Raw genomic sequence first — 21,091 nt, 5'->3', positions numbered from 1 at the left:
GCCTCGCGGCGAGGGCGTCGTCCCCCTCCCGAAGAGAGAGGGGGAAGCGGCAAAGCCGCTCAGGGGGAGACTTAAGTGCCCAGGAAATCACCGAACTTGCCGTTGATCCAGGCAAAGTCTTCCTTGACCAGCTCGGAGGTGCGCACGTCCATGTCGATCTGGGTCTGGTTGACCTGGCCGCTGGCGTCCACCTCGTATTCGAACTTCACCGAAATTTCCTCCTGAGGGTCGCCGTTGACCATCATGTAGCAGAGGTTGTCGGGCAGCCGGGCAACGACCTCCTTGCCGGCCACACGCTCGGCAATGTTCCGGGCGACGATCTTGCCGATGTAATTGGCCACATGGCCGCTCTTGGGGTAGTGGCCGAACTGAGGCGAGATCGCGCCCATCAGATCGCCGACAAAATACACGCGGTCATCGCTTCTGGCATGAAACAGACGATTGTGCATGTCGGCCCAGCTCGTGGGCTTGCCGGTGGCGGCATCCTTGCCTATCAGGTCGGCCTTCCAGACCATGTCGGCGGCCTGGTGGGGCGGCATGAGGATGGCGTCGTCGAACCTGAAGTCACCCGCAGCGGTCTTGATCTGCTTGTTGAAGGGGTCCACTTCCTTGACGCCGGCATTGGGCACATGGGTGATGATGTCTGCGTACAGCTCTTCGAAAGCCTGCTTGTAGCCCACGCCGATAGGTGCAATCTTGGGCTTGGGGTCGAGAATCAGGATCTTGCCGGGAATCTTGTTCTTCTTGATATGCCAGGCAATCAGGCAGGCGCGCTCATAGGGCGAGGGCGGGCAGCGATGCGGCGGAGGCGGCAGTGTCATCACCAGCGTGCCGCCCTTGAAGTTTTTGACCTTGCTCTTGAGCGAGAGCATTTCCTGGTTGGGGATGTAGGCGTTGGGGAAATGGGTGCGCGTGTACTCGATGGCGCGCTGGTCGTTGCCGAACCAGGCCTCGTAATCATTGCGAATGCCGCCCGAGAGAATCAGGAAGTCGTACTCGATCAGGCCATGGGCCGTGCGCACCAGCTTTTTGTCGCGCTCGAAGCCCGTGACCTCGGTCTGCAGCAGCGTGTAGCCGTATTTGTTGGCCGGGTGCAGCATGTCGCGGTTCACGAAGTCCGTGCCTACGATGTCCACCAGCCACTTGTTGCTCATGGGGCCGGACCAGAAGGTCGGATTGCGCTCCAGCAGCACGACGTCGGAAGCAGGAATCAGCTCGCGCAGATAGCGTGCCGCCGTGAGGCCACCCCAGCCACCGCCGCAGATCACGATGCGCGGACCTTTGCCCTTGCGCGGCAGGATGGGCGACTGGCTGCTGATGATGGCGGGTCCAGCCATTGCCGGGCCGGCAGCGGCGCCCAGGGCGAGTGCGGGCGGAGTCCAGAGGAAATGGCGACGTTGCATGAGCATTGCTCCTTTAATGAGAATGGGGCCTGATCGAGGCCCGGGATTCGGGGGAGGGAAGCAAGCTTGGGCGCAGCGCGATGGGATTGCCTCTCAGCCGACACGCGGCACAAGCAGAGCTGGTGGCTGGAGATTCTAGGAGCAGGCCCTGATCCGGAATCGGCGAATACCCAAGCGAAGCCAGCGCTATTGCTGGCGCAGCAGGCGCAGGCTGAGAAGCGCTCCGAGCAGGATGCCGGCAACGGCCGCAAAACTGGCCAGCGACAGCGTGGACAGCCCGCTCAGCCCCTGACCAATGGAGCAGCCTGCGGCCAGCACGCCGCCAACTCCCATCAGCAGGCCGCCACCGGCGCTGGCTGCCAGGCGGCTGGTGCTGTCAAAGCCCTCCCAGCGCGCAGTGCGGCTGCCAAGGGCTGCGAGAAAGGCACCGGAGAGCACGCCCGCCGTCAGCGCCAGGCCTATGCCGGGCTCGCGTCCCACGGACAGTTGCAGATAGAGCAGGGCCTCGGCAATCGGGCCGATGAAGCTCAGCGAGGTGAGGCGGGCCGGCTCGAACTCATCGACCCCGATATGCGCAGTCAGCCACCAGCCGGCAGCCACCAGCAGGCCTATGAGCAACGCGCTGCCCCACTGCAAGCGGCTTTGGCGCAGGCCGGGACGCAGCAGGGCGTAGGCCAGCAGCAGCAAGGCCAGCCCAAGCGTCAGCAGCCATCTATTCAGGGAAGACAGATAGGCGGGCAGGGTGGCCTGGGCCAGCGTGAGGGGGGCGAGGGCCTGCAGCCACAGGCGCAGAGGCGTCAGCACACCGGTCATGGCCAGTTGCGCGCCCAGCGCCAGAAACACCAGGGTGATCAGAGAGCGCAGATTGCCGCCCGCCAGCAGTACCAGAGAGCGCGCCCCGCAGGCGCGGGCCAGCACCATGCCGACGCCAAACAGCAAACCACCTATCAGCACGCCAGCCATGGAGAAGCTGGGCCGCGCAATGGCGGCCTGGCTCAGATCGAGCATTCCCAGAGCCTGCAGCCCCTGGGAGGCCAGCAAGGCCACGGCCAATGCCAGGGCAAAGGCCTGCAATGCAGGTGCCTGGCCCGCAGCGACTTCGGTATCTCGCCCCATTTGCTGGCGCAGCCCGCGCAGCAGACAGAAACGCCCCAGCCGCGCGGCGACGCCGAAGGCCATGCCCAGCAGAAAAACAGACCACAACAACATATCGATGACTCAAGCAAGGCAAGCGGCAGCGCCGCCTTGAAATACGGCTGCTGCCGGCTTGGGACGCGCTGGGGAGGGCGCGTCAGCGCCTCAGGGCCAGCAAACAAACAGACCACAACAACATATCAGTCGTTCAATAAAGCAGATGAGGGCGGGTGGCAGAGATTGGCACCAGACGCATGAAGCGTGAACCTTCGCTCGGGCTGGCGAGCAAGGGCCGCCCCGCAGCAAAGCCGGCGTCCCCCTTCCCGCAAGCGAAGCGCCACGAGAGAAGGGGGAAGGTGCGTCAGCGCCTCAGGGGGAAGCCTCTATTCACCCACCCCAGATATCCGCGCTGATCGCCTTGTACCAGGCTGCGCCGTAGTCGGCCTCGGCCTTGCGGAAGGCGGCATCGCCGTTCATGGGGCTCACGCCGCCGGAGTCGGGCACTTCAATCAGCTTGCCCGCTGCCGTGCGGTAGACGCCGGCCACGGAGATGCCGTAGTCGGTGCCGATCAGGCTGTAGCAGGTGTTGGCAAAGGCCGCTGCAGGCAGGGGGCTGCCGCTCAGCTCGGCGGCAATCGCGGCAGCAGCCACCTTGCCTTGCGTATTGGCGGCAAAGCCGGACTTGGGCATGGGCGCCGCAATCGTGGCGTCGCCCAGCACATAGACATGCTGGACCTGGGTGGATTCAAAGGACTCTGGCTTGACGGGCACCCAGCCGCTGGCGTTGGTCACGCCGGCGCGGTCGGCGATAAAGCCGGCCTTCTGGGGCGGGATGACGTTGAGCACATCGGCCTTGTGCCTGGTGCCGAACGCGGTTTCCACTTCCAGGTTCTTGGCATCCACGCGTGTGACCTTGCCGTCATCGGCCTGCTTGACCCATTCGATCATGTCGCCATAAAGCGCCTTCCAGCCCTGGATGAACAGACCTTGCTTGGAGAAGGCATCCTTGTCGTCCAGCAGCAGAATCTTGGACTTTGGTTTGTGCTGCTTGAGGTAGTGGGCCACCATGGCCGCGCGCTCGTAGGGGCCGGGCGGGCAGCGGAAAGGGTTGGCAGGGATGACCATCACGAACTTGCCGCCGTCGGGCATGGCTTCGAGCTGCTTCTTGAGCAGCTGGGTCTGCGCTCCGGCCTTCCAGGCATGGGGGGCGAGCTGCGCGGCCGCCTCGTCATAGCCCTCCAATGCATTCCAGCGCATGTCGATGCCGGGCGAGAGCACCAGCTTGTCATAGCTCAGCGCCTGACCGTTGGACAGCAGCACGCGCCTGGAGTCGGTCAGGACCTGGTCGGCACTTGCATGGACCACGTTCACGCCGGCCTTGCGCAGACCGCCGTATCCGTGGCCTATGCTGTCCCAGCTGCGCAGGCCGGCCAGGTACAGATTGGAGAAGGGGCAGGTATGGAAGCGCTCGGCCGGCTCCACCAGCGTGACCTGGATATGCGGCGCGAAATGGCGCAGATAGCGCGCAGCCGTGGCTCCGCCAAAGCCGCCGCCGATCACGACCACATGGGCCGAAGCTGCCTTGGCCTGCACGATGGCGGGCACGGCGAAGCTGGCTGCGCCGGCGGCGGCACCACCGAGAATTTGACGACGATTGATCTGCATTTACTGGCCCTTCTTGCTGAACCACTGGGCCAGCGCTTTGAGTTGCTCATCGTCGTAGCCCTTGGCCAGACGGGTCATGACGGTGGCGTCCTTGGCGGTGCCGGCCTTGAAGGCCTGCAGGCGCTGCAGCAGATGAGCCTCAGGTAGACCGCGCAGCGGAGGAATGACGCCCGTGGAGCGGCCGTCCGGGCCGTGGCAGTTGGCGCAGCTGGCAGCCAGCACGGCCACATCCTGCACACGCAAGGAGGTGGCGGCAGAGCTGGCCAGGCCGGGCAGCGGCGCTGCCAGGGCAAAAGCCAGCCATAGCGCAGAGCGCGCCGAAGTGAGCAAGGGTTTCGATCGCATGGGGCCTCCCGTTGTCCCCACGCAAGGCCGCGTGGGGGATTTATGACCTCGATGCCTGAATGTGCGCGGCCTTTGTTATGTGTGGCGAATGTCGGGCATTCTTCTGGGCAGGGGCGGCGCAGGCAGAGCTGATGGAGTCGGATTCTAGGAAGCGGGCCAGCTCTGACAAGCTCAATATCCCGGTGGTGTAACAGGAAGTTATTGGTTATTTAGTTATGCACTGCGCTTGTGCTTGCGAGGGCGCGCGAGGTCATGAAAAAAACCGCATTTCGCTATCTTATATGTAGCACGATGCGGTTTCCTGTGAAAGGTTGCAGGCGGTTCTTCAGTATTGCTGCGGCAGTCCGTCAGAGGGCGCGGAGGGCGTGGTGTTGGCGGTCGCTGCCGGCATTTCTGCTGCTGCGGGAGCGGTGGCCGAGGGATCGCGGTAGCGAATATTCACGCCGCTGGTATCGGGTGGGTCGTCATCCATCATGGCATCGGCAGCCTTGCCCACGCCCTTGCCCACGATCTTGGCCGTGCCGATGGCGGCATCGGCGGCCAGACCCACGGCCCCGGCCGTCACGCTGATGGCGGTGCCGGTGACGGCGATCACGGTGCAGCCCGGGAGCGCCAGGCTGAAGCAAAAAGCCCCCAGGGCCAGGAAGCGCGGGAGCTTGCGGGGCATGCAAAGGGAAGAGCCCAGCTCGGGGGCTGCGAGCAAGGGCCTGAGGCGGCCCCGCCGCCTCGCGGCGAGGCTGTCGTCCCCCCGGGGGGACGGAGCCGAAGGCGACTCAGGGGGGATCATGAGATCAATGAATCCGCATGCCGGGCATGGCGCCGGGGAAGGGTTCCAGCACATAGATGCCGGGGTGGGCCTTCTCGTCGGCGTGGCTGGCGGCCAGCACCATGCCTTCGGACAGGCCGAACTTCATCTTGCGTGGTGCCAGATTGGCCACCATCACCGTCAGCTTGCCCTGCAACTGCTCGGGCTGGTACATGCTGCTGATGCCGCTGAACACATTGCGGGTCCTGGGCTGGCCGTTCTCGTCCTTCTCGCCCACATCCAGCGTCAGCTGCAGCAGCTTGGTCGAGCCTTCAACCGCCCTGCATTCCAGAATCCTGGCGATGCGCAGATCGACCTTGGCAAAATCGTCGATGCTGATGGTCTCGGCCAGCGGCTCACCGCCGGGGGCATTGGGGTCGATCACGGGCTCGGCCTTCTTGGCGGCCTTTTTCTCGGCCTTGGCGGGTTCGGCTGCGGGGGCTGCCTGGCCCGAGCCTGCAGAAGATGGCGCTTCAAACAGGGCTTCGAGCTGCTTGGGATCGACGCGCTGCATCAGATGCTGGTAGATGCCGATCTGGTGGCCCGCGCCCAGGGGCTTGACCACGTCGGCAAAGCTCTCGGGCGGCACGATGAGGAATCGTGCCACTTCTGCGGCCACGCCGGGCAGGATGGGGCTCAGGTAGATGGTCAGGATGCGGAAGGCTTCGATGCAGGTCGTGCACACATCGTGCAGGCGGGCATCCATGCCTTCCTTCTTGGCCAGTTCCCAGGGCTTGTTGGCGTCCACATAGCTGTTGACCTTGTCGCACAGCAGCATGATCTCGCGCGCAGCGCGGGCCGAGTCGCGGCCTTCGTAGGCGGCGACGATGGCGGCTTGCTGTTCGCGCAGCGCGGCCAGCAGGGCCTGGCCGTCTTCGCTTACCTGACCCAGCCTGCCGTCAAAGCGCTTGCTGATAAAGCCTGCAGCGCGCGAAGCGATGTTGACGTACTTGCCGATCAGGTCGGAGTTGACGCGCAGCATGAAGTCTTCGGGATTGAAGTCGATGTCTTCGTTCTTGCCATTGAGCTTGGCGCCCAGGTAGTAGCGCAGCCACTCGGGGTTCATCTTGAGCGACAGGTACTTGAGCGGATCGAGGCCGGTGCCGCGGCTCTTGCTCATTTTCTCGCCGTTGTTCACGGTCATGAAGCCGTGCACGCAGATCCTGGTCGGCGTCTTGCGGCCGCTGAACTTGAGCATGGCGGGCCAGAACAGCGTGTGGAAGGTGATGATGTCCTTGCCGATGAAGTGGTACTGCTCCAGGTCGGGGTCGGCCATGTAGGCGTCGTAGTCTTCGCCGCGTCGGTTGAGCAGTTCCTTGAGCGATGCCAGATAGCCCACGGGCGCATCCAGCCAGACATAGAAGTACTTGCCCGGCGCATCGGGAATCTCGATGCCGAAATAGGGCGCGTCGCGGCTGATGTCCCAGTCGTCCAGGCCTTCGCTGGTCGAGCCGTCGGGGTTGGTGCGCACGCCGAACCATTCCTTGATCTTGGCTGCCACTTCGGGCTGCACATGCTTGCCGTTCTGCGTCCATTCGGTCAGGAATTCCACGGCGCGTGGGTCGGAGAGCTTGAAGAAGAAATGCTCGGATGACTTCATCACCGGCGTGGCGCCAGACAGGGCCGAGAACGGGTTGATGAGGTCGGTGGGTGCGTAGACCGAGCTGCAGACTTCGCAGTTGTCGCCGTACTGATCCTTGGCGTGGCAGCGCGGGCATTCGCCCTTGATGAAGCGGTCGGGCAGGAACATGTTCTTCTCTGGATCGAAGAACTGCTCGATGGTGCGGGTTTCGATGAAGCCGGCCTTCTTCAGGTCCAGATAGATCTGCTTGGACAGCTCGTGGTTTTCGGCGCTGTCGGTGTTGCTCCAGTTGTCGAAGGCGATGTGGAAGCCGTCGAGGTACTGCTTGCGGCCGGCGGCGATGTCGGCCACGAACTGCTGGGGCGTCTTGCCGGCCTTTTCGGCGGCAATCATGATGGGCGCGCCGTGGGCGTCGTCGGCGCCCACGAAGTTGACCGCATTGCCCTGCATTCGCTGCGCACGCACCCAGGTGTCGGCCTGGATGTATTCCATGATGTGGCCGATGTGGAAGTTGCCGTTGGCGTACGGCAGGGCGGTGGTGACGAATAGTTTGCGTGCGGTCATGAGGAAACAGCTTTCACAGAGAACCCGTCATTCTAGAAGGGCTTGGCTCCAGGCTGCGGGCGCGGGTTTTGCTGCGGCGCCCGCCGAGATCGTTCGGGAACGGCGGTTGCTTTGTTTTTTATAGCTAATTTCGCATTATTTTTATAGTTTTCTATATTAAAACTATAAAAATTCTATGTATACAAAGCGTTGTCAGCTTCAATATTGGGAGCGATAGCCTTCGGCTGCGTTCAGCCCACCGAAGGCCTTTTGTTGCGATACATGTCCTGGTCGGCCACCTTGAGCAGGCTTTGCGCATCCTGGGCATCTCTGGGATACAGAGCCTGCCCCACGGATGCGCCCACGGTCACGGCTTCGCCCTCGGGAATGCCTTGCAGCGTGCCCAGCGGCTGTTGCAGCGCATGCTCTATCTTCAGGCGCACGGCCTGTACCTGCTCCTCGTCGCTGACGCCGCGCAGGATGAGGATGAACTCGTCACCGCCCAGGCGGGCAACGACATCGTCGGGGCGCAGCAGATTGCGCAGGCGCAGGCTGATCTCGGCCAGTGCCAGATCGCCGTTGTCATGGCCCCAGCGGTCATTGAGCGGCTTGAAACGGTCCAGGTCCACAAACAGCAGGGCGAATGGGGCGGCCATGTTCTGGCCGGGCAGGGGGCGGGTGAGTGTGGTCAGAATATGCTGCAGTGCGCTGCGGTTGCTGGCTCCGGTCAGTGGATCGGTAAACAGGCTGTGACGCATGCGGTGGAAATTGTGGGCCAGCTCGCCAATTTCATCGCGGCGCTGCACTTCGATCGGCGTGTCGATCTCGCCCTGGCCCACGCTGCGCACGGCGCGGGTCAGCGAGCGCATATCGTTGGCCACGGCACCGAAGATGCGGGTTCCGATGACGACTGCCACGACCAGGGCCAGCAAGCCCAGACTGCCCACCAGGGCCATATGGCGGTAGACGCCGGCCAGCATGTCCTTGTGCGGTACGGCCACCACGGCCATCCAGTCCTGACCGGCTCCATTGCTCAGACGCCGGTAGGCAATGCGAATATGGTTGTGCCTGTCATCCTCGAGCAGGGCCGTGCCGGGGGCGCCGCTGGACGGCGAGGACTGGAAGGCACCCTGGATTCTGTCGTACACCGCCTGAATCAGCGGGTCCTGGCTGTTGGCGACGCTCATGCGCTCCAGCTTGCCGTCCTCGCGCCGGTGGATGTTGGGCATGCCGGTGGCGGCGATCAGGGAGCCGTCGGCCTCGATGATGAAGGCTCGGCCATGTTCGCTCAGGTGCAATCGGTTGACGAATTCGTTGAGCGCGCGAAGCGAAATATCAGTGGCAACCACACCCTCGAGACTGCCCTTGCTGGAGATAATGCGGCGTGCGCGCGTGAGCACCAGGTCCTTGGCACTGAAGTCGATATAGGCAGGAGTCCAGATCACATCGGCCGACTCCGCCGCAAGCTTGAACCAGGGGCGCTGGCGCGGCTCGAACAGATTGGTTTCGGTGGATTCGTAGATCGGCTCGGCATGCATGCCGGCGACCTTGAAGTAGCTGCGGTGCACGCCGGGTTGAGTCTTGAGGCGCAACTGGCCCAGCTCTGGAGCCACTCGCTTGAGAGCAATGCCCTGGCCCGCGATATTGGCGTAGTAGACATAGTCATTGGGCCGGGTATGCAGCGAGGTCGCCACCCACAGCCGGGAGATCAGGTCGGGAATATGTTCGCGGATATCGGCAGCTACGGGCTGGCCGCTGGGAAACGCAGCCTCCAGCACGGCGCTGGACGGGTACAGGTGGCGATCCACGATCAGCGCGATACGCTCTGCTTTCTCTTCCATCACCTGCTCGGACAAGGCGGACACCGTGTTGCTGCCTGTCCAGTACCAGAGCATGCCCAGGGCCGATGTCAGCAGCGCAATCAGGGCAACAAAAGGCAGGATCAGCGAAAGCTTGAGCGATTTGGAAGCGCGGATGGGCTGTGGGGATGGAGTCACTAGGCGGCTGTAGAAAAGATGATGCAGATCATGCAAAGTGTCTCACGCATCATTTGCCTGGTTTCTTTCGCATCATTAACATTTGTTACATTCTTGAGGCCAACCCAGGAAGGCGCACAGCTCCTCACTTCGGGCCAGCGCGTCTTTGCGGCCCAGTGCTATCAGTTCACGGGTATAGCCTTGCTCAAACAGCAGGTAGCTCGCCAGCGCGCCATCGCGCATGGGGTTGCCCGTGCCGGCGCGCACGCCCAGCGTGGCCAGCAGGGTGCGCACCGGCCGCGGCAGCTTGTCGATGTGGCGCGTGGCAATATCGTCGATGCGCTCGCTGGGGGTGATGGCCAGTACCTCGATAGGGCGCAGCCGGCTGTGAATGCGCTCTGCCGGTGAAATCAGGCTCAGTGTGTGATTGATGCGTTCGGCACGCTCTATGTCCACAGCCAGCGTGTCCAGAAAAATGCTGGACAGCGCGTGCCCGGCCACCTGGGCCAGAGTGGGATAGCTGGCATCGACCTGCGGCTGACTGCTCACAGGCTCGTGGCGTCTGCCCGCGCCGACGACCAGCAGTTTGCTGGCGCCCAGATGGATGGCCGGGGCCAGGGGCGCAGTCTGGCGCATGGAGCCGTCGCCGAAATGCTCGAGATGTCCGTCCATGGGCAGCGGTATGGCTGGAAAGATGAAGGGCAGGGCCGACGAGGCCAGCAGGTGGTCGGCGGTCAGCAGGGTCTGCACGGCCTTGCGCTGGTCGCGCACCCAGGGGCTCAGGGCCTCGCGGGTCTGAAAGAAAGTGATGTGCTGACCGCTGCTGTAGCTGGATGCGGTGATGGCAAGGGCGTGCAGATGACCGCTGTCGATGAGCTGTGGAATGCGCTCGAAAGGCATGAGGCCGCTGTTCATCAGGGTTTTCAGCGGAGTATTGTCCAGCAGCGAGCGCGGGCGCATGCGGCTCCAGCGGGCCAGCGCCCAGCCCAGCGACAACAGCGTCAGCCAGCGTGCTCCGCTGCGCAGCACGCTGAGCGAGTCGGCCTTGTAGATTTGCTCGGTATGCATATGGCCCCAGACATGCAGCATGCGCCGCACTGCGCTGTCAAAGGCATCGGCATGGCAAGCCAGGGCTGCGACATTGATGGCGCCTGCCGATGTGCCTGCAAGCACTGGAAAGGGATTGGGGCCATGCTGCAGACCGCGAGCGCGGCGCAGCTCGGCGATGGCGGCCAGCACGCCGACCTGATAGGCAGCCCGGGCGCCGCCGCCGCTGAGCAGCAGGCCGGTCTGCCCGATGCTGGAGCTCGGGCCTACGGAGTTCTGCCGCTCTGCTTCGGCAAGACTGGGGGGGAGGGTGGGAGAGAACTGCACTGCCGCCATGGCAGCAGTGTGCCCGGATTGGACCGCAGGCGGTAGGTGCTCAAGGCAAGGGATAGTGCCTGGGGGCGCGGGCGATCCTGATGACGACTTCGGTGGCTGTCAGCTCTTTTTCTGGTTCTTGGCAATCAGCGTGGCGATGGACTTGGCATCCAGCACCACCAACTGATTCTGCGCGGCCCAGCTGGCGGCATTCTCGCCCAGAGGCTGCAGAGCCACGTAAACGCAGAGATCGGCTTTCAGCTTGTGTTGTGCGGCCTGCAGCTCGCGCAGCGGCTCCACGCCATGGGCGGCGGCTTTCCAGCGGCGCGCACCGACCACGCTGGTCTGGCCGTTGCGCGTCAGCAGCAGGTCGGCGCCGGCCTGGTTCAGGCGCTGAACCTCATAGCCTTCGGATTGCCAGGCCGTCTGCAACTGTGCGCTGAAGTCGGCCCAGGACTGCTCTGCGATCACCTGTTGAATCTGTTCCAGCCTTGCCGGGCTGGGGGCCCGCAGCTGCCTGTAGCAGGCAATGCAGCCGACGACGAAGAACGGGAAGGCTCCCAGAGCGGCAAAAGGCGAAATGTCCTTGGGGAACACAGCCAGCGACACCAGTACCACCGCAGCGCAGATCGCAAAGCTGATCCACCAGCGCGAGCGCATCAGGACTGCAAACAGGGAATTTTCGGCCATCTTCAATTTCACGGGCTGTCTCTCAAATCTTGGGCAAAGGGCTGCATTGTCTCCTGTGCACAGGGGTTGGACAGCTTCGCTAGACTATCCATCATTGAAGAAACCTCTGGAAAACTAAATCCAATGGCTGTTACAGAACAAGCGCTTCTGAGCGCGCTGGCCACCGTGCTTGATCCGCACACTGGCAAGGACTTTGTGAGCACGCGCGCCCTGCGCAATCTGCAGATTGCCGGCGACGATGTCTCGTTCGATGTGGAGATGGGCTATCCGGCCCAGAGCCTGCAGCCTGCCCTGCGCAGCCAGTTCATCGCTGCAGCCAGGACCGTGGCGGGCGTGGGCAATATCTCGGTCAACATCACCACCAAGGTGGCCTCGCATGCCGTGCAGCGCGGCGTGCAACTGCTGCCCGGCGTGAAGAACATCATCGCCATCTCCTCCGGCAAGGGCGGCGTGGGCAAGAGCACGACCACGGCCAATCTGGCGCTGGCGCTGGCCGCCGAAGGTGCCCGAGTGGGCATTCTGGACGCCGACATCTACGGCCCCAGCCAGCCCATGATGATGGGCGTTTCGGGCAAGCCCGAAAGCCATGACGGCAAGACCATGGAGCCCCTGGAGAACCATGGCGTGCAGGTCATGTCCATCGGTCTGCTGGTCAACAACGACCAGGCCATGATCTGGCGCGGACCCATGGCCACCCAGGCGCTGGAGCAGATGCTGCGCCAGACCAACTGGAAGGATCTGGACTATCTGCTGGTCGACATGCCGCCCGGAACCGGCGACATCCAGCTGACGCTGTCCCAGCGCGTGCCCATGACGGGCGCCGTGGTGGTGACCACGCCACAGGACATCGCCCTGATCGATGCCAAGAAGGGCATTCAGATGTTCGAGAAGGTCGGCGTGCCGATTCTCGGTCTGGTCGAAAACATGGCCGCCCATGTCTGCACCAACTGCGGCCATGTCGAGCATATCTTTGGCGCCGACGGCGGCAAGAAGATGGCCGGCGAGCAGAACATCGACTATCTGGGGGCGCTGCCCCTGTCTCTGCAGATCCGCCTGCAGGCCGACAGCGGCAAGCCCACGGTAGTGGCCGAGCCCGACAGCGAAGCCGCCCAGGTCTACAAAAAGGTGGCGCGCGATCTGGCTGTGAAGGTGGCTCTCAAGGCCAAGGACTTCTCCAGCAAGTTCCCCACGATCACGGTTAGCAGCAATACCTGATGAACCTTCTGACCTCCATGCGTTATCTGGTGGCGCTCAATGAGCACCGCCATTTCGCAAGGGCGGCGCAGGCCTGCCATATCACGCAGCCCGCACTGTCCAATGCGCTCAAGGCGCTGGAGGATGAGTTCGGTGCCGTCATCGTCAGGCGCGGCCGCCTGTTTGGCGGGCTGACTCCGGAGGGCGAGCAGGTGCTGGCCACGGCGCTGTCCATGCTCAGGGCCGAGGAGGCGCTGAGGCAGGATCTGAGTGCTGCGGCGGGCCAGCTCAAAGGGCTGTTGCGCATGGCTGCGGTGCCTACGGCGATTCCCATGCTCACGCGCTTTGCAGCCATGCTGCGCCAGCGCCACCCCGGCATCACGCCCGTGGTGCTGTCCATGAGCTCGGCCGAGATAGAAACCGGGCTCGAGGATCTGTCCCTTGACCTGGCTCTGGGCTACAGCGCCAGACTGCCGAGGCGTGGCCCGCGCCTGCAGTCCTGGCTGCAGTACCAGGAGCACTACTATCTGCTGTGCCGGGATACGCAGTGCGACAGCCGCCCCTTTGCTTTTGGGGCCGACATCGGCTGGAGCGAGGTGGCAGCCCTGCCGCTGTGTCTGCTCACGCCCGATATGCACAACCGTGCGGTGATCGACGAGGCCTTCGCTGCCGTGCAGCGCGAAGTGCAGCCCGCCATGGAAACGAATTCCGTGCTGAGCCTGGTCATGGCCGTGGCCGAAAGCATCCCCGGGGATGGAAGTGCCATGGTTACGGTGCTGCCAGGTGCCATGGTGGCCACTGTGCGCCACATGCCGGGCCTGATTGCACGGCCGCTGCGATCGCCCGAGTTGGTCACGCCTATAGGCTTCATGACTCAGCAGGGCATGGCGCCCACGCGGGCTCTGTTGGCCGCGCTGGAGCTGCAGGACGATGCCGATTGGCGCGTGCAGTGCCTGCGGCATGCGGGTGCGCTGAAGGAGTGAGTGCGGTCAGGCGGGCTGGCCTTGCCCGCGTGGGGGCGTGGAATGCAGCACGGCACGCACCGCATCGGGTGTGAACGGGGCTGCATAGAATCGCCGGCCCGTGGCATCGAACAAGGCATTGGCCAGGGCGGCGGGTCCTGGCACCGAGGCCGATTCGCCCGCGCCCATGGGCGGCTCCTCCTGGCGGGGCATCAGCACGACCTCGATGGGCGGCAGATCGCGGAAGCCGATGATGGGGTAGCCACCCCATTCGCGGCTGGCCACGCCTTGCTCGTTGAAGGCGACCTTCTCCATCAGGCTGCGGCTCAGCGTTTGTATGACGTTGCCGTGGATCTGGTGGCGCACGCCGTCGGGGTTGACCATCATTCCCGTGTCCTGGCCCACGACCAGTCGCCGCACAGCTATGCGTCCGCTGGCGGGGTCTACGGTGATGTCGATGACCCAGGCCGCCCAGGCCGCGCCGAAGCCGGGAAAGCGGCTGTGGATGTAGCGCGCATAGGCTATGCCGCGCCCGTGCAGCAGGCCGTCGGCGCCGGGCTGTCCCCGGTTTCCGCGATGGCCTTGCTGCCATTGCGCACGGCGGGCTGTGGCATTGATCAGCTCGACGGCGCGCGGATCGTCCAGATGGCGAACGCGGTAGTCCACGGGGTCGGCGCCGGCCGCGTGGGCCAGCTCGTCGATCATGCAGTCGTGGGCAAAGGAGTTGGGCAGGGCCGAGACGCCGCGTAGCCAGGACGAACGCACGATGGGTGCCATGTCATGGCAGGCGATGCGCTGGCTGGCATAGCGGTAGGGCGGCACGGCCGTGCGGTCGCCCATCTCCAGCGTGCGTGGCTGGCCCGGTATGCGGCCCGTGAGCAGCAGGGCCAGCAGTGGCGCGTCGTTGGAGGGGTAACGTACGGCAAAGTCGTAGGCCAGCAGCTCGCCCCGGGCGTCGATGGCAGCACTCACATCCATGAGCTGGGCCGTGCCCTTGGGCTCCCACTGGTGCTCCTGCTCGCGCGTGAGCTGCACGCGCACGGGCGCGCCCACGGCCATGGACAGCAGGGCGGCGTCGGCGCAGACGTCGTCGGCGCAGTTTCGGCCATAGCAGCCCGCGGCTTCCAGGCGCACGATCTCGATCCGCTCCTCGCCCAGTTGCAGCAGGCGATCCAGGTCGGTGCGCAGCATGTGGGGGTTCTGCGTGCCGGCCCAGAGCTTGAGGCGGCCCTCGCTGAAATCAGCCACGGCGCAGGATGGGCCGATGGAGGCATGCATCTGGTAGGGCCAGACATAGCTGCGGCGCAGCACGGTGGCTGCGCCAGTGAAGGCGTCATCCACGGGTCCTTGCTCTACCAGGGAGCGGTGCTGGGCAGGGTTGGCGCGGATGGCACCTACCAGGCTTGCCAGGTCAGACAGATCGGGCGCCGGCGGCACGGCCTGCCATTGCACGCGCAGCGCGCGCATGGCGGCAATGGCCTGTTCCTCGCGGTCGGCGACCACGCCGACGAAGTCACCTTCGGTGACCACCTGTACGTTGCCGGGCAGGTGGGCCACGGAGTCCCGCTCCACGGCTACCAGGCAGCGGCCGATGAAGCTGCCGCCGTCGCGGCCCGGGTGCGGAGGGCGGATTACGCGGCCATGGCGCATGCCGGGCACGCGCACATCATGGACAAAGCTCAGTTCGCCCGTGGCCTTGGCGGGAATGTCCACGCGCGCCGCGCCACGGCCGACGAGCCGGTATTCGCTGGCGGGCTTGAGCTTCACTTCCTGATCGGGCGGGGCCAGCGTCAGCTGCAATTGCTGGCCGCGCAGCAGATCGCCATAGCCGAGTTCGCGGGCATCGCTGCCATCGGCAAAGCGCACCGTGCCATCCCGTGCCTGGAGCCGGTCCGCCGCCACGTTCCATTGCTGCGCGGCCAGCTCCAGCAGCTGCTCGCGCGCCTGGGCGGCGGCGCGGCGCAGCGGCACGGCCGAGATCTGGATGCTGGCGCTGGCAATGGTCGGGCCCTGGTTGGGGGCGGCGGCCGTGTGGCCCAGCACCATGTCCAGGCGCGCCAAAGGCACTTCGAGTTCTTCCGCCACGACCTGCGCCAGCGCCGTGCGTATGCCCGTACCCAGGTCCACATGGCCGTTGAAGGCCAGGGCGCGCCAGCCCTGCGGGGCACTGTCGTCGGCCAGTACGGCGACGAAGATTTCGGGCGTGGACTGTACATAGTCGGTGGCCGTGCCGGGCTGGCCGGGTGCAGGGAGCGGCGGCGCCACGGGCTGGCGCACCACGAGCAGGGTGTCGGCGCGCGTGAGCAACTGCGCATGCAGGGCTTGGGGCTGGGGCAGGTTCATGGGGTAGTGTTCTTCGCAGGCACGCTTTCAGGCGTGCCCTGTGCATGTTATGCACTCCGGGGCCGGCTGCGCAGGGCCGGCCCCATAGGCGCGTTGGCGCGGTGGGATCAGCCTGCGCAGAGGGCGTCGGTGTCGGCGATGGCCTGGCTCAGCGGCATCACGGCCGCGTACTTCTGGGCCATGTCGAACAGGTTGGCCTCGTGCGGGCCCAGGGCGCGGTCGCCGCAGCAGTCGGCCACCACCAGCGGGCGAAAGCCCGACTGCATGGCATCGACCACGCTGGCGCGCACGCAGCCGCTGGTCACGCAGCCTGCCACCAGCAGGGTCTGCACGCCGCGCTGGGCCAGCCAGGGGGCGAGCATGGTGCCGAAGAAGGCCGAGGGCGTGCTCTTGCGCACCACGTATTCGCCAGCGGCCGGGGCCAGCTCGGGCACGATGGCGCTGTGGTGGCTGTCTTCCTTCAGCGTCAGCATGCCGGGCACCTTCAGGCAGAAGATGTTGTGGTCGGCATCGTCGTCCGAGAACACGATGCGGCTGTGCGCCACGGGCCAGCCACGCTCGCGCGCATGGGCCAGCAGGTGCTGCGTCTGGACTATGGCTTCGTGGATGTTGCCGCCGCCGAAGACGGCCGGGTCGGCAAAGCCGTTGACGAAGTCGATGATGAGCAGGCCGAAGGGGGCCTTGAGCGGCAGCGGCGTGCCGAAGCCCTGGCGTGCGTAGGCGGAGATGTCGCCCTGCACGCCCTTGGTGGGGATGCTCTGCGCGTTGGTGGTTGCCGTAGTCATGCGATGTCCTTTCCTTGCTTGGACCTTTTGGCGGCGCGCGCCAGTCCTTCCTCGTCCTGCACCACGCCGTCGATGACGGTGGGCTTGCCGTCCAGCGCCACCGAGCAGTGGCGCATGGGGATGTCGATGTGGCAGGCCGTGGTGCGGCTGCCGCCGGCCTCGTTGTTGGGACCCATGGACCACAGGAAGTTGCCCTCGAAGGCGCGGGCGTCCATGCCGATGTGGGTTTCCTTGTTGTAGTGGGCCAGCATGGACCAGTGGGCGCGCGGCTGCAGGCCCCAGCCGATGTGGGAGACGGCGTAGGCCTCGGGGTCCTCGTAGGAGGCCATGTACTCCTTGAGGATGTCGGCCTGCAGGCCGCCGCTGATGCGCGTGACGTAGCCCTTTTCGATGACGAGTTCGATGGGCTCGGTCACGTAGTCCTTCATGGGCAGCAGGATGTCGCCCCGGTCCAGGATCACGCGGCCGTTGCTCTCGCCCTCGTCGGGCCAGGTCAGCACGAAGCCGCTGGGCCAGTGGTCCCAGCGGCCGGGCTGGTCCACGAAGCCGTATTCGCAGATGGCCGGGAAGCTGCCCAGGCGGCAGCGCAGGTCGGTGCCCGCCGCGGATGTGATGTGCATCTGCCCGGCCGCCTCGATCAGCTTTGCCGCGGCCTGAACGCGCGCGCGGTCGCCTTCGGTGGGTACCAGGCGGCACAGCACCTCGGGCGGCTCCACGGCCAGCAGGATCTTGGTGCCGGTCTGCAGGATCTCGTGCTGCTCGGGCGAGAACAGCAGCGTCATCAGGTCCAGCACCAGGTCGCTGGCCTTGAGCGCGGCGATGGCGGCGGGATTGCCGGTCAGCGGCGTCGTCCCCAGGTAGGCCAGCGAGTCCCGGCTCAGTGATTTTTCGGCATTGACGGGCGGCAGGTCCAGGCGGTTGACGCGCGCCCCCATTTCGCTGGAGGCGGCAATGGCGCAGCGCAGCGTCTGTGGGTGCGTGTCGGCGCCCGTGAGCACGGTGACGGTCTGGCCGGCTTCGAGCCGGGACAGCGTGAGCACCTGCTTCCAGGCGTGGATCAGATCGATATCGCTGACGGACATGGTCGGCTCCTTGGTGTCGCGATGGATGGGAGTGGGCTGCGGTTGGACATTCAGTCCACCCGCGCGCCGAGGAAATCGCCCAAGGCCACGTAGAACCCGGCCTCGTTGTCCCAGGGAATCATGTGGCCGGCATTGGGCACGCGTACATGCTCGGTCTGGGGGGCCAGGCCCTGCCACTCGGCCACGTCCTTGCTGCGCACCACGTCGCCGCGCTCGGCCGTGACCAGCAGCAGCGGGTGCTGGATGCGGGGCAGATCGGCATGGATGTCGTCACGGCCGAAGTCCTCGAAGCTTTGCACGATGGCGGGCTCGTGGCAGGTGTGCAGCCACTGGGCGCGCAGCTGGCGCTGCTCTTCGGTCCAGGTGGGGCAGAAGGCGCGCATGGCCTCGGCATCCATGCCCAGCGTGGCCTGGCGGATGGAGTCCACATACCAGGGCAGGGCGGCCGGGTAGGCGCGGCGGCCTGGGCCGGAGACCGGCGGATCGACGATGACCAGGCGCGTGAGCCCGGCCGGCTGGCTGCGTGCGGCGCGCACGGCGATGCGCCCGCCCATGGAGTGGCCGACCAGCGCCCAGCGCTGCAGGCCCAGGGCCTGGGCGAAGGCGGCCACGTCTGCGGCCTGGGCATCGAGGCTGTAGTCCAGGCCCGGGCCGGACGAGGACAGGCCGCGCCCGCGCACATCGAGCACATAGGTGTCGAACTGGCGGCCCAGGTGCTCGGCCACGAAGCCCCAGGTCACGGCCGGGCTGGTGATGCCGGGGATCAGGATGACGGCGTCGCGCTGTGCGCGTTCGTCCTCGGCGCCGCCGTAGCGCAGGTAGTGCTGGCGGATGCCGTTGGCGTGGACGTTGCCGCCGTAGCGGAATGTGCTGGGGGTGCTGGAGTGGCTGGTCATGCGTGTGTTCCTCAGGCCTTGGCTGCGCTGGTGCCGCTGTCGTAGGGATAGGCGCCCGACAGCAGCGCGCCCGCGCCCGGCACCACGGGGTCCAGACCCAGTTCCTTGAGGATGGCGTAGGTGGTGGCGATGGAGGCGGTCAGCACGGGCTTGCCGGTTTCGGCCTCGACCTGGGCCACGGCTGGCAGCGAGGGCATCTGCACGCAGGCGGATAGCACGATCACATCGGCATCGGCGTAGTTCATGTCGGCCACGATGCCGGGCAGCTTGGCGGGGTCATGGCGACCCACGTCCAGGTTGTCGGGGATCTCCAGCGCACGCCAGTCCACGATTTCGAAGCCTTCGGCGGCCACGTAGTCCATGACCAGCCGGGTCAGCGGAATCATGTAGGGCGCCACCAATGCAATCTTCTTGGCGCCCATGACCTTGAGCGCCTCCACCAGCGCGCCGGCGCTGGTGATCACCGGGGCGATGGCGCCATTGCTGGCCGTGCGCTCGGTCAGGCGCTGCTGCGAGACACGGTGGTAGCCCTTGCCCATGGCCATGATGGCCACCAGGCAGGCATAGCCCAGTACGTCGACCCGCGCATCGCTCAGCTCCAGCGCGCAGCGGTCGCTCTCGGCGTCCATGGCAGCCAGCTCTTCCTTTTGTACCTTCTTCATGCGCATGCGGCTGGAGTGGAAGGTGAAGCGGTCCTGTGGGCGCAGTGCGGAGTGGGCCTGCAGCATGGCCGGCACTTCGGTCTCCATGGTGGTGTTGGAGCTGGGGACGATCTGGCCGATGCGGAACGTTTTGGTCATGACTTGCCTTTGCAGAGTTTTGAGGGTTTCTGATCAGAATCAACTGAGTGTGTACGCTTTATTCTTGCAAAAGATATGCCGACTTGCAAATGAGAGTTTTCTCGGTGTTTGTACTTATTTGGTGCGGAAATTGCACCAAAAATGGTGAATTCCAATTTATTCTGCCGCTCCATGGTGCATGCATGATTTTTGAAAATTTAAGTGTATACGCCTGAATTAAGCGTTTTGTTGCCTGGCACGCTTCCTGCTTTTAAGCATTCATGGACGCGCCGAAGCAACGGTTGCCCCGTCTGGCTTTCAACATTCCTGCAAGGAGAAAAACTGTGTCTCAATCCCCTCGAATCGCCGTTGTCGGTGCCGGTCTCGGCGGGGCCGCTGCTGCCAAGCTGCTGCTCCAGGAAGGCTTCAATGTCCGCGTCTATGAGCAGGCGCCCAGCTTCTCTCGCCTGGGAGCCGGCATCCACGTCGGACCCAATGTGATGAAGATCCTGCGCCGCATTGGCATCGAGGACGCGCTCAACGAGCAGGGCTCCCACCCTGACTACTGGTACAGCCGCCACTGGCAGACCGGCGACGTGCTGGCCCAGATCCCTCTGGGCGACTACGCCGTCAAGGAATACGGCGCCAGCTACCTGACCGTGCACCGTGGCGACTTCCATGCGCTGCTGGTCGAGGCCCTGCCCGACAGCGTGATGGCCTACGGCAAGTTCCTCACCAAGGTGGAGGACCGCGGCAACGTGGTGGTCATGCACTTCGCCGACGGCACGACCGAAGAGGCCGACATCGTTATCGGCGCCGACGGCGTGAACTCCCGCATCCGCGAGGAACTCCTGGGCCCCGAGCTGCCCAAGTACGCGGGCTACCTGGCCCACCGTGCCGTATTCCCCACGCCCGAGGTCAAGGCCGGCATGCTGCCCTTCGACGCCTGCGTGAAGTGGTGGAGCGATGACCGCCACATGATGACCTACTTCGTTACCGGCAAGGCCGACGAGCTGTACTACGTGACCGGCGTGCCTGTCGAGAAGTGGGACCTCAACGACCGCTGGCTGGAAAGCAGCAAGGAAGAGATGCGCGAGGCCTTCTCGGGCTGGCACCCTACAGTTCAGGCGCTGATTGACGCCACCGTGGAAGTGACCAAGTGGTCGCTGCTCGAACGCGATCCGCTGCCGCTGTGGAGCCGTGGCCGCCTGGTGCTGCTGGGCGATGCCTGCCATCCCATGAAGCCCCACATGGCCCAGGGCGCGGCCATGGCCATCGAGGACGGCGCCATGCTGGCGCGCTGCCTCAAGGAAGTTGGCGCGCACAACCATGAACTGGCCTTCGCGCTGTATGAAGCCAACCGCGCCGAGCGGGCCAGCAAGGTGCAGCGCATCTCGCACGACAACACCTGGCTGCGAACCAACGAAGATCCGTCCTGGTGCTTCGGCTATGACGTGTTCAACGCGCCCCTGGTCGAGCCCAAGGTCAGGGCAACTGCCTGATACTCGCAGCCCAGCTGGGCAGGGGAGACTCCCTCTCCTGTCC

The 21,091-nt window shown here is 65.0% G+C and carries 17 protein-coding genes; 3 read left to right on the top strand and 14 right to left on the bottom strand.

From position 1 onward, the window contains the following. Nucleotides 1-71: 71 nt before the first annotated feature. The 9 genes from NOX35_RS21680 to NOX35_RS21640 form a co-directional block, all read right to left on the bottom strand. Nucleotides 72-1,403 carry an FAD/NAD(P)-binding oxidoreductase gene (locus NOX35_RS21680; protein WP_256494693.1) on the bottom strand — a complete coding sequence of 444 codons (1,332 nt, stop codon included), beginning with the start codon at nucleotides 1,401-1,403 and terminating at the stop codon, nucleotides 72-74. A gap of 186 nt (nucleotides 1,404-1,589) precedes the next feature. Next, nucleotides 1,590-2,612: a YeeE/YedE family protein gene (locus NOX35_RS21675; RefSeq protein ID WP_182284303.1), complete on the bottom strand. Its 1,023-nt coding sequence runs from the start codon at nucleotides 2,610-2,612 to the stop codon at nucleotides 1,590-1,592. 312 nt (nucleotides 2,613-2,924) lie between these two features. Further along, nucleotides 2,925-4,202: an NAD(P)/FAD-dependent oxidoreductase gene (locus NOX35_RS21670; protein WP_256494692.1), complete on the bottom strand. Its 1,278-nt coding sequence runs from the start codon at nucleotides 4,200-4,202 to the stop codon at nucleotides 2,925-2,927. Next, nucleotides 4,203-4,547, bottom strand: a complete 345-nt coding sequence (locus tag NOX35_RS21665) for a c-type cytochrome (protein WP_232538018.1) — start codon at nucleotides 4,545-4,547, stop codon at nucleotides 4,203-4,205. It lies immediately after the preceding gene. A 325-nt stretch (nucleotides 4,548-4,872) separates the two neighbouring features. Next, nucleotides 4,873-5,214 carry a hypothetical protein gene (locus NOX35_RS21660; RefSeq protein WP_256494691.1) on the bottom strand — a complete coding sequence of 114 codons (342 nt, stop codon included), beginning with the start codon at nucleotides 5,212-5,214 and terminating at the stop codon, nucleotides 4,873-4,875. A 124-nt stretch (nucleotides 5,215-5,338) separates the two neighbouring features. Beyond that, the gene (gene metG, locus NOX35_RS21655) at nucleotides 5,339-7,498 is read right to left on the bottom strand and encodes a methionine--tRNA ligase (protein WP_256494690.1); all 2,160 of its coding nucleotides are present in this window, start codon (nucleotides 7,496-7,498) and stop codon (nucleotides 5,339-5,341) included. A gap of 230 nt (nucleotides 7,499-7,728) precedes the next feature. Further along, the gene (locus tag NOX35_RS21650; protein WP_256494689.1) at nucleotides 7,729-9,474 is read right to left on the bottom strand and encodes a diguanylate cyclase; all 1,746 of its coding nucleotides are present in this window, start codon (nucleotides 9,472-9,474) and stop codon (nucleotides 7,729-7,731) included. A gap of 75 nt (nucleotides 9,475-9,549) precedes the next feature. Further along, nucleotides 9,550-10,836 (bottom strand): patatin-like phospholipase family protein, encoded by a 1,287-nt coding sequence (locus tag NOX35_RS21645; RefSeq protein ID WP_182284293.1) that lies wholly within the window; start codon nucleotides 10,834-10,836, stop codon nucleotides 9,550-9,552. A 99-nt stretch (nucleotides 10,837-10,935) separates the two neighbouring features. Next, nucleotides 10,936-11,505 carry a restriction endonuclease gene (locus NOX35_RS21640; protein WP_003072730.1) on the bottom strand — a complete coding sequence of 190 codons (570 nt, stop codon included), beginning with the start codon at nucleotides 11,503-11,505 and terminating at the stop codon, nucleotides 10,936-10,938. Nucleotides 11,506-11,628: 123 nt separating this feature from the next. Between NOX35_RS21640 and apbC the strand changes: the two genes are divergently transcribed. Together apbC and NOX35_RS21630 are read left to right on the top strand one after the other, a co-directional pair. Then, nucleotides 11,629-12,720: an iron-sulfur cluster carrier protein ApbC gene (apbC, locus tag NOX35_RS21635; RefSeq protein WP_256494685.1), complete on the top strand. Its 1,092-nt coding sequence runs from the start codon at nucleotides 11,629-11,631 to the stop codon at nucleotides 12,718-12,720. Beyond that, nucleotides 12,720-13,682 carry a LysR family transcriptional regulator gene (locus tag NOX35_RS21630; protein ID WP_182284289.1) on the top strand — a complete coding sequence of 321 codons (963 nt, stop codon included), beginning with the start codon at nucleotides 12,720-12,722 and terminating at the stop codon, nucleotides 13,680-13,682. Before apbC ends, NOX35_RS21630 begins: the two co-directional genes overlap by 1 nt. A 6-nt stretch (nucleotides 13,683-13,688) precedes the next feature. On the opposite strand, the gene NOX35_RS21625 is transcribed toward NOX35_RS21630, so the two are convergent. From NOX35_RS21625 to NOX35_RS21605, 5 genes are all read right to left on the bottom strand, one after another. Next, the gene (locus NOX35_RS21625; RefSeq protein WP_256494684.1) at nucleotides 13,689-16,004 is read right to left on the bottom strand and encodes a molybdopterin cofactor-binding domain-containing protein; all 2,316 of its coding nucleotides are present in this window, start codon (nucleotides 16,002-16,004) and stop codon (nucleotides 13,689-13,691) included. A gap of 107 nt (nucleotides 16,005-16,111) precedes the next feature. Continuing rightward, complete coding sequence (locus NOX35_RS21620; RefSeq protein ID WP_182284285.1) at nucleotides 16,112-16,789, bottom strand: N-carbamoylsarcosine amidohydrolase; 678 nt, start codon at nucleotides 16,787-16,789, stop codon at nucleotides 16,112-16,114. Next, entirely contained in the window at nucleotides 16,786-17,871 is a 1,086-nt protein-coding gene (locus tag NOX35_RS21615; protein WP_256494683.1) for a 2,5-dihydroxypyridine 5,6-dioxygenase, read from the bottom strand. The genes NOX35_RS21620 and NOX35_RS21615 overlap by 4 nt, the downstream gene beginning before the upstream one ends. A 50-nt stretch (nucleotides 17,872-17,921) precedes the next feature. Further along, on the bottom strand, nucleotides 17,922-18,767 hold the full coding sequence (locus NOX35_RS21610) for an alpha/beta fold hydrolase (RefSeq protein WP_256494682.1): 846 nt from the start codon (nucleotides 18,765-18,767) through the stop codon (nucleotides 17,922-17,924). 11 nt (nucleotides 18,768-18,778) lie between these two features. Then, nucleotides 18,779-19,567, bottom strand: coding sequence for an Asp/Glu racemase (locus NOX35_RS21605; RefSeq protein WP_269780064.1), 789 nt, complete (start codon nucleotides 19,565-19,567; stop codon nucleotides 18,779-18,781). 323 nt (nucleotides 19,568-19,890) lie between these two features. On the opposite strand from NOX35_RS21605, the gene NOX35_RS21600 reads away from it, so the two are divergent. After that, entirely contained in the window at nucleotides 19,891-21,048 is a 1,158-nt protein-coding gene (locus NOX35_RS21600; RefSeq protein ID WP_182284279.1) for an FAD-dependent monooxygenase, read from the top strand. Nucleotides 21,049-21,091: the final 43 nt, after the last annotated feature.

It is taken from the genome of Comamonas sp. C11 (assembly GCF_024496285.1).
Classification (GTDB): Bacteria; Pseudomonadota; Gammaproteobacteria; order Burkholderiales; family Burkholderiaceae_C; genus Comamonas; species Comamonas testosteroni_F.
The sequence above is the reverse complement of the archived record's forward strand: the minus strand, read 5'-3'. Positions and strand labels throughout refer to the sequence as shown.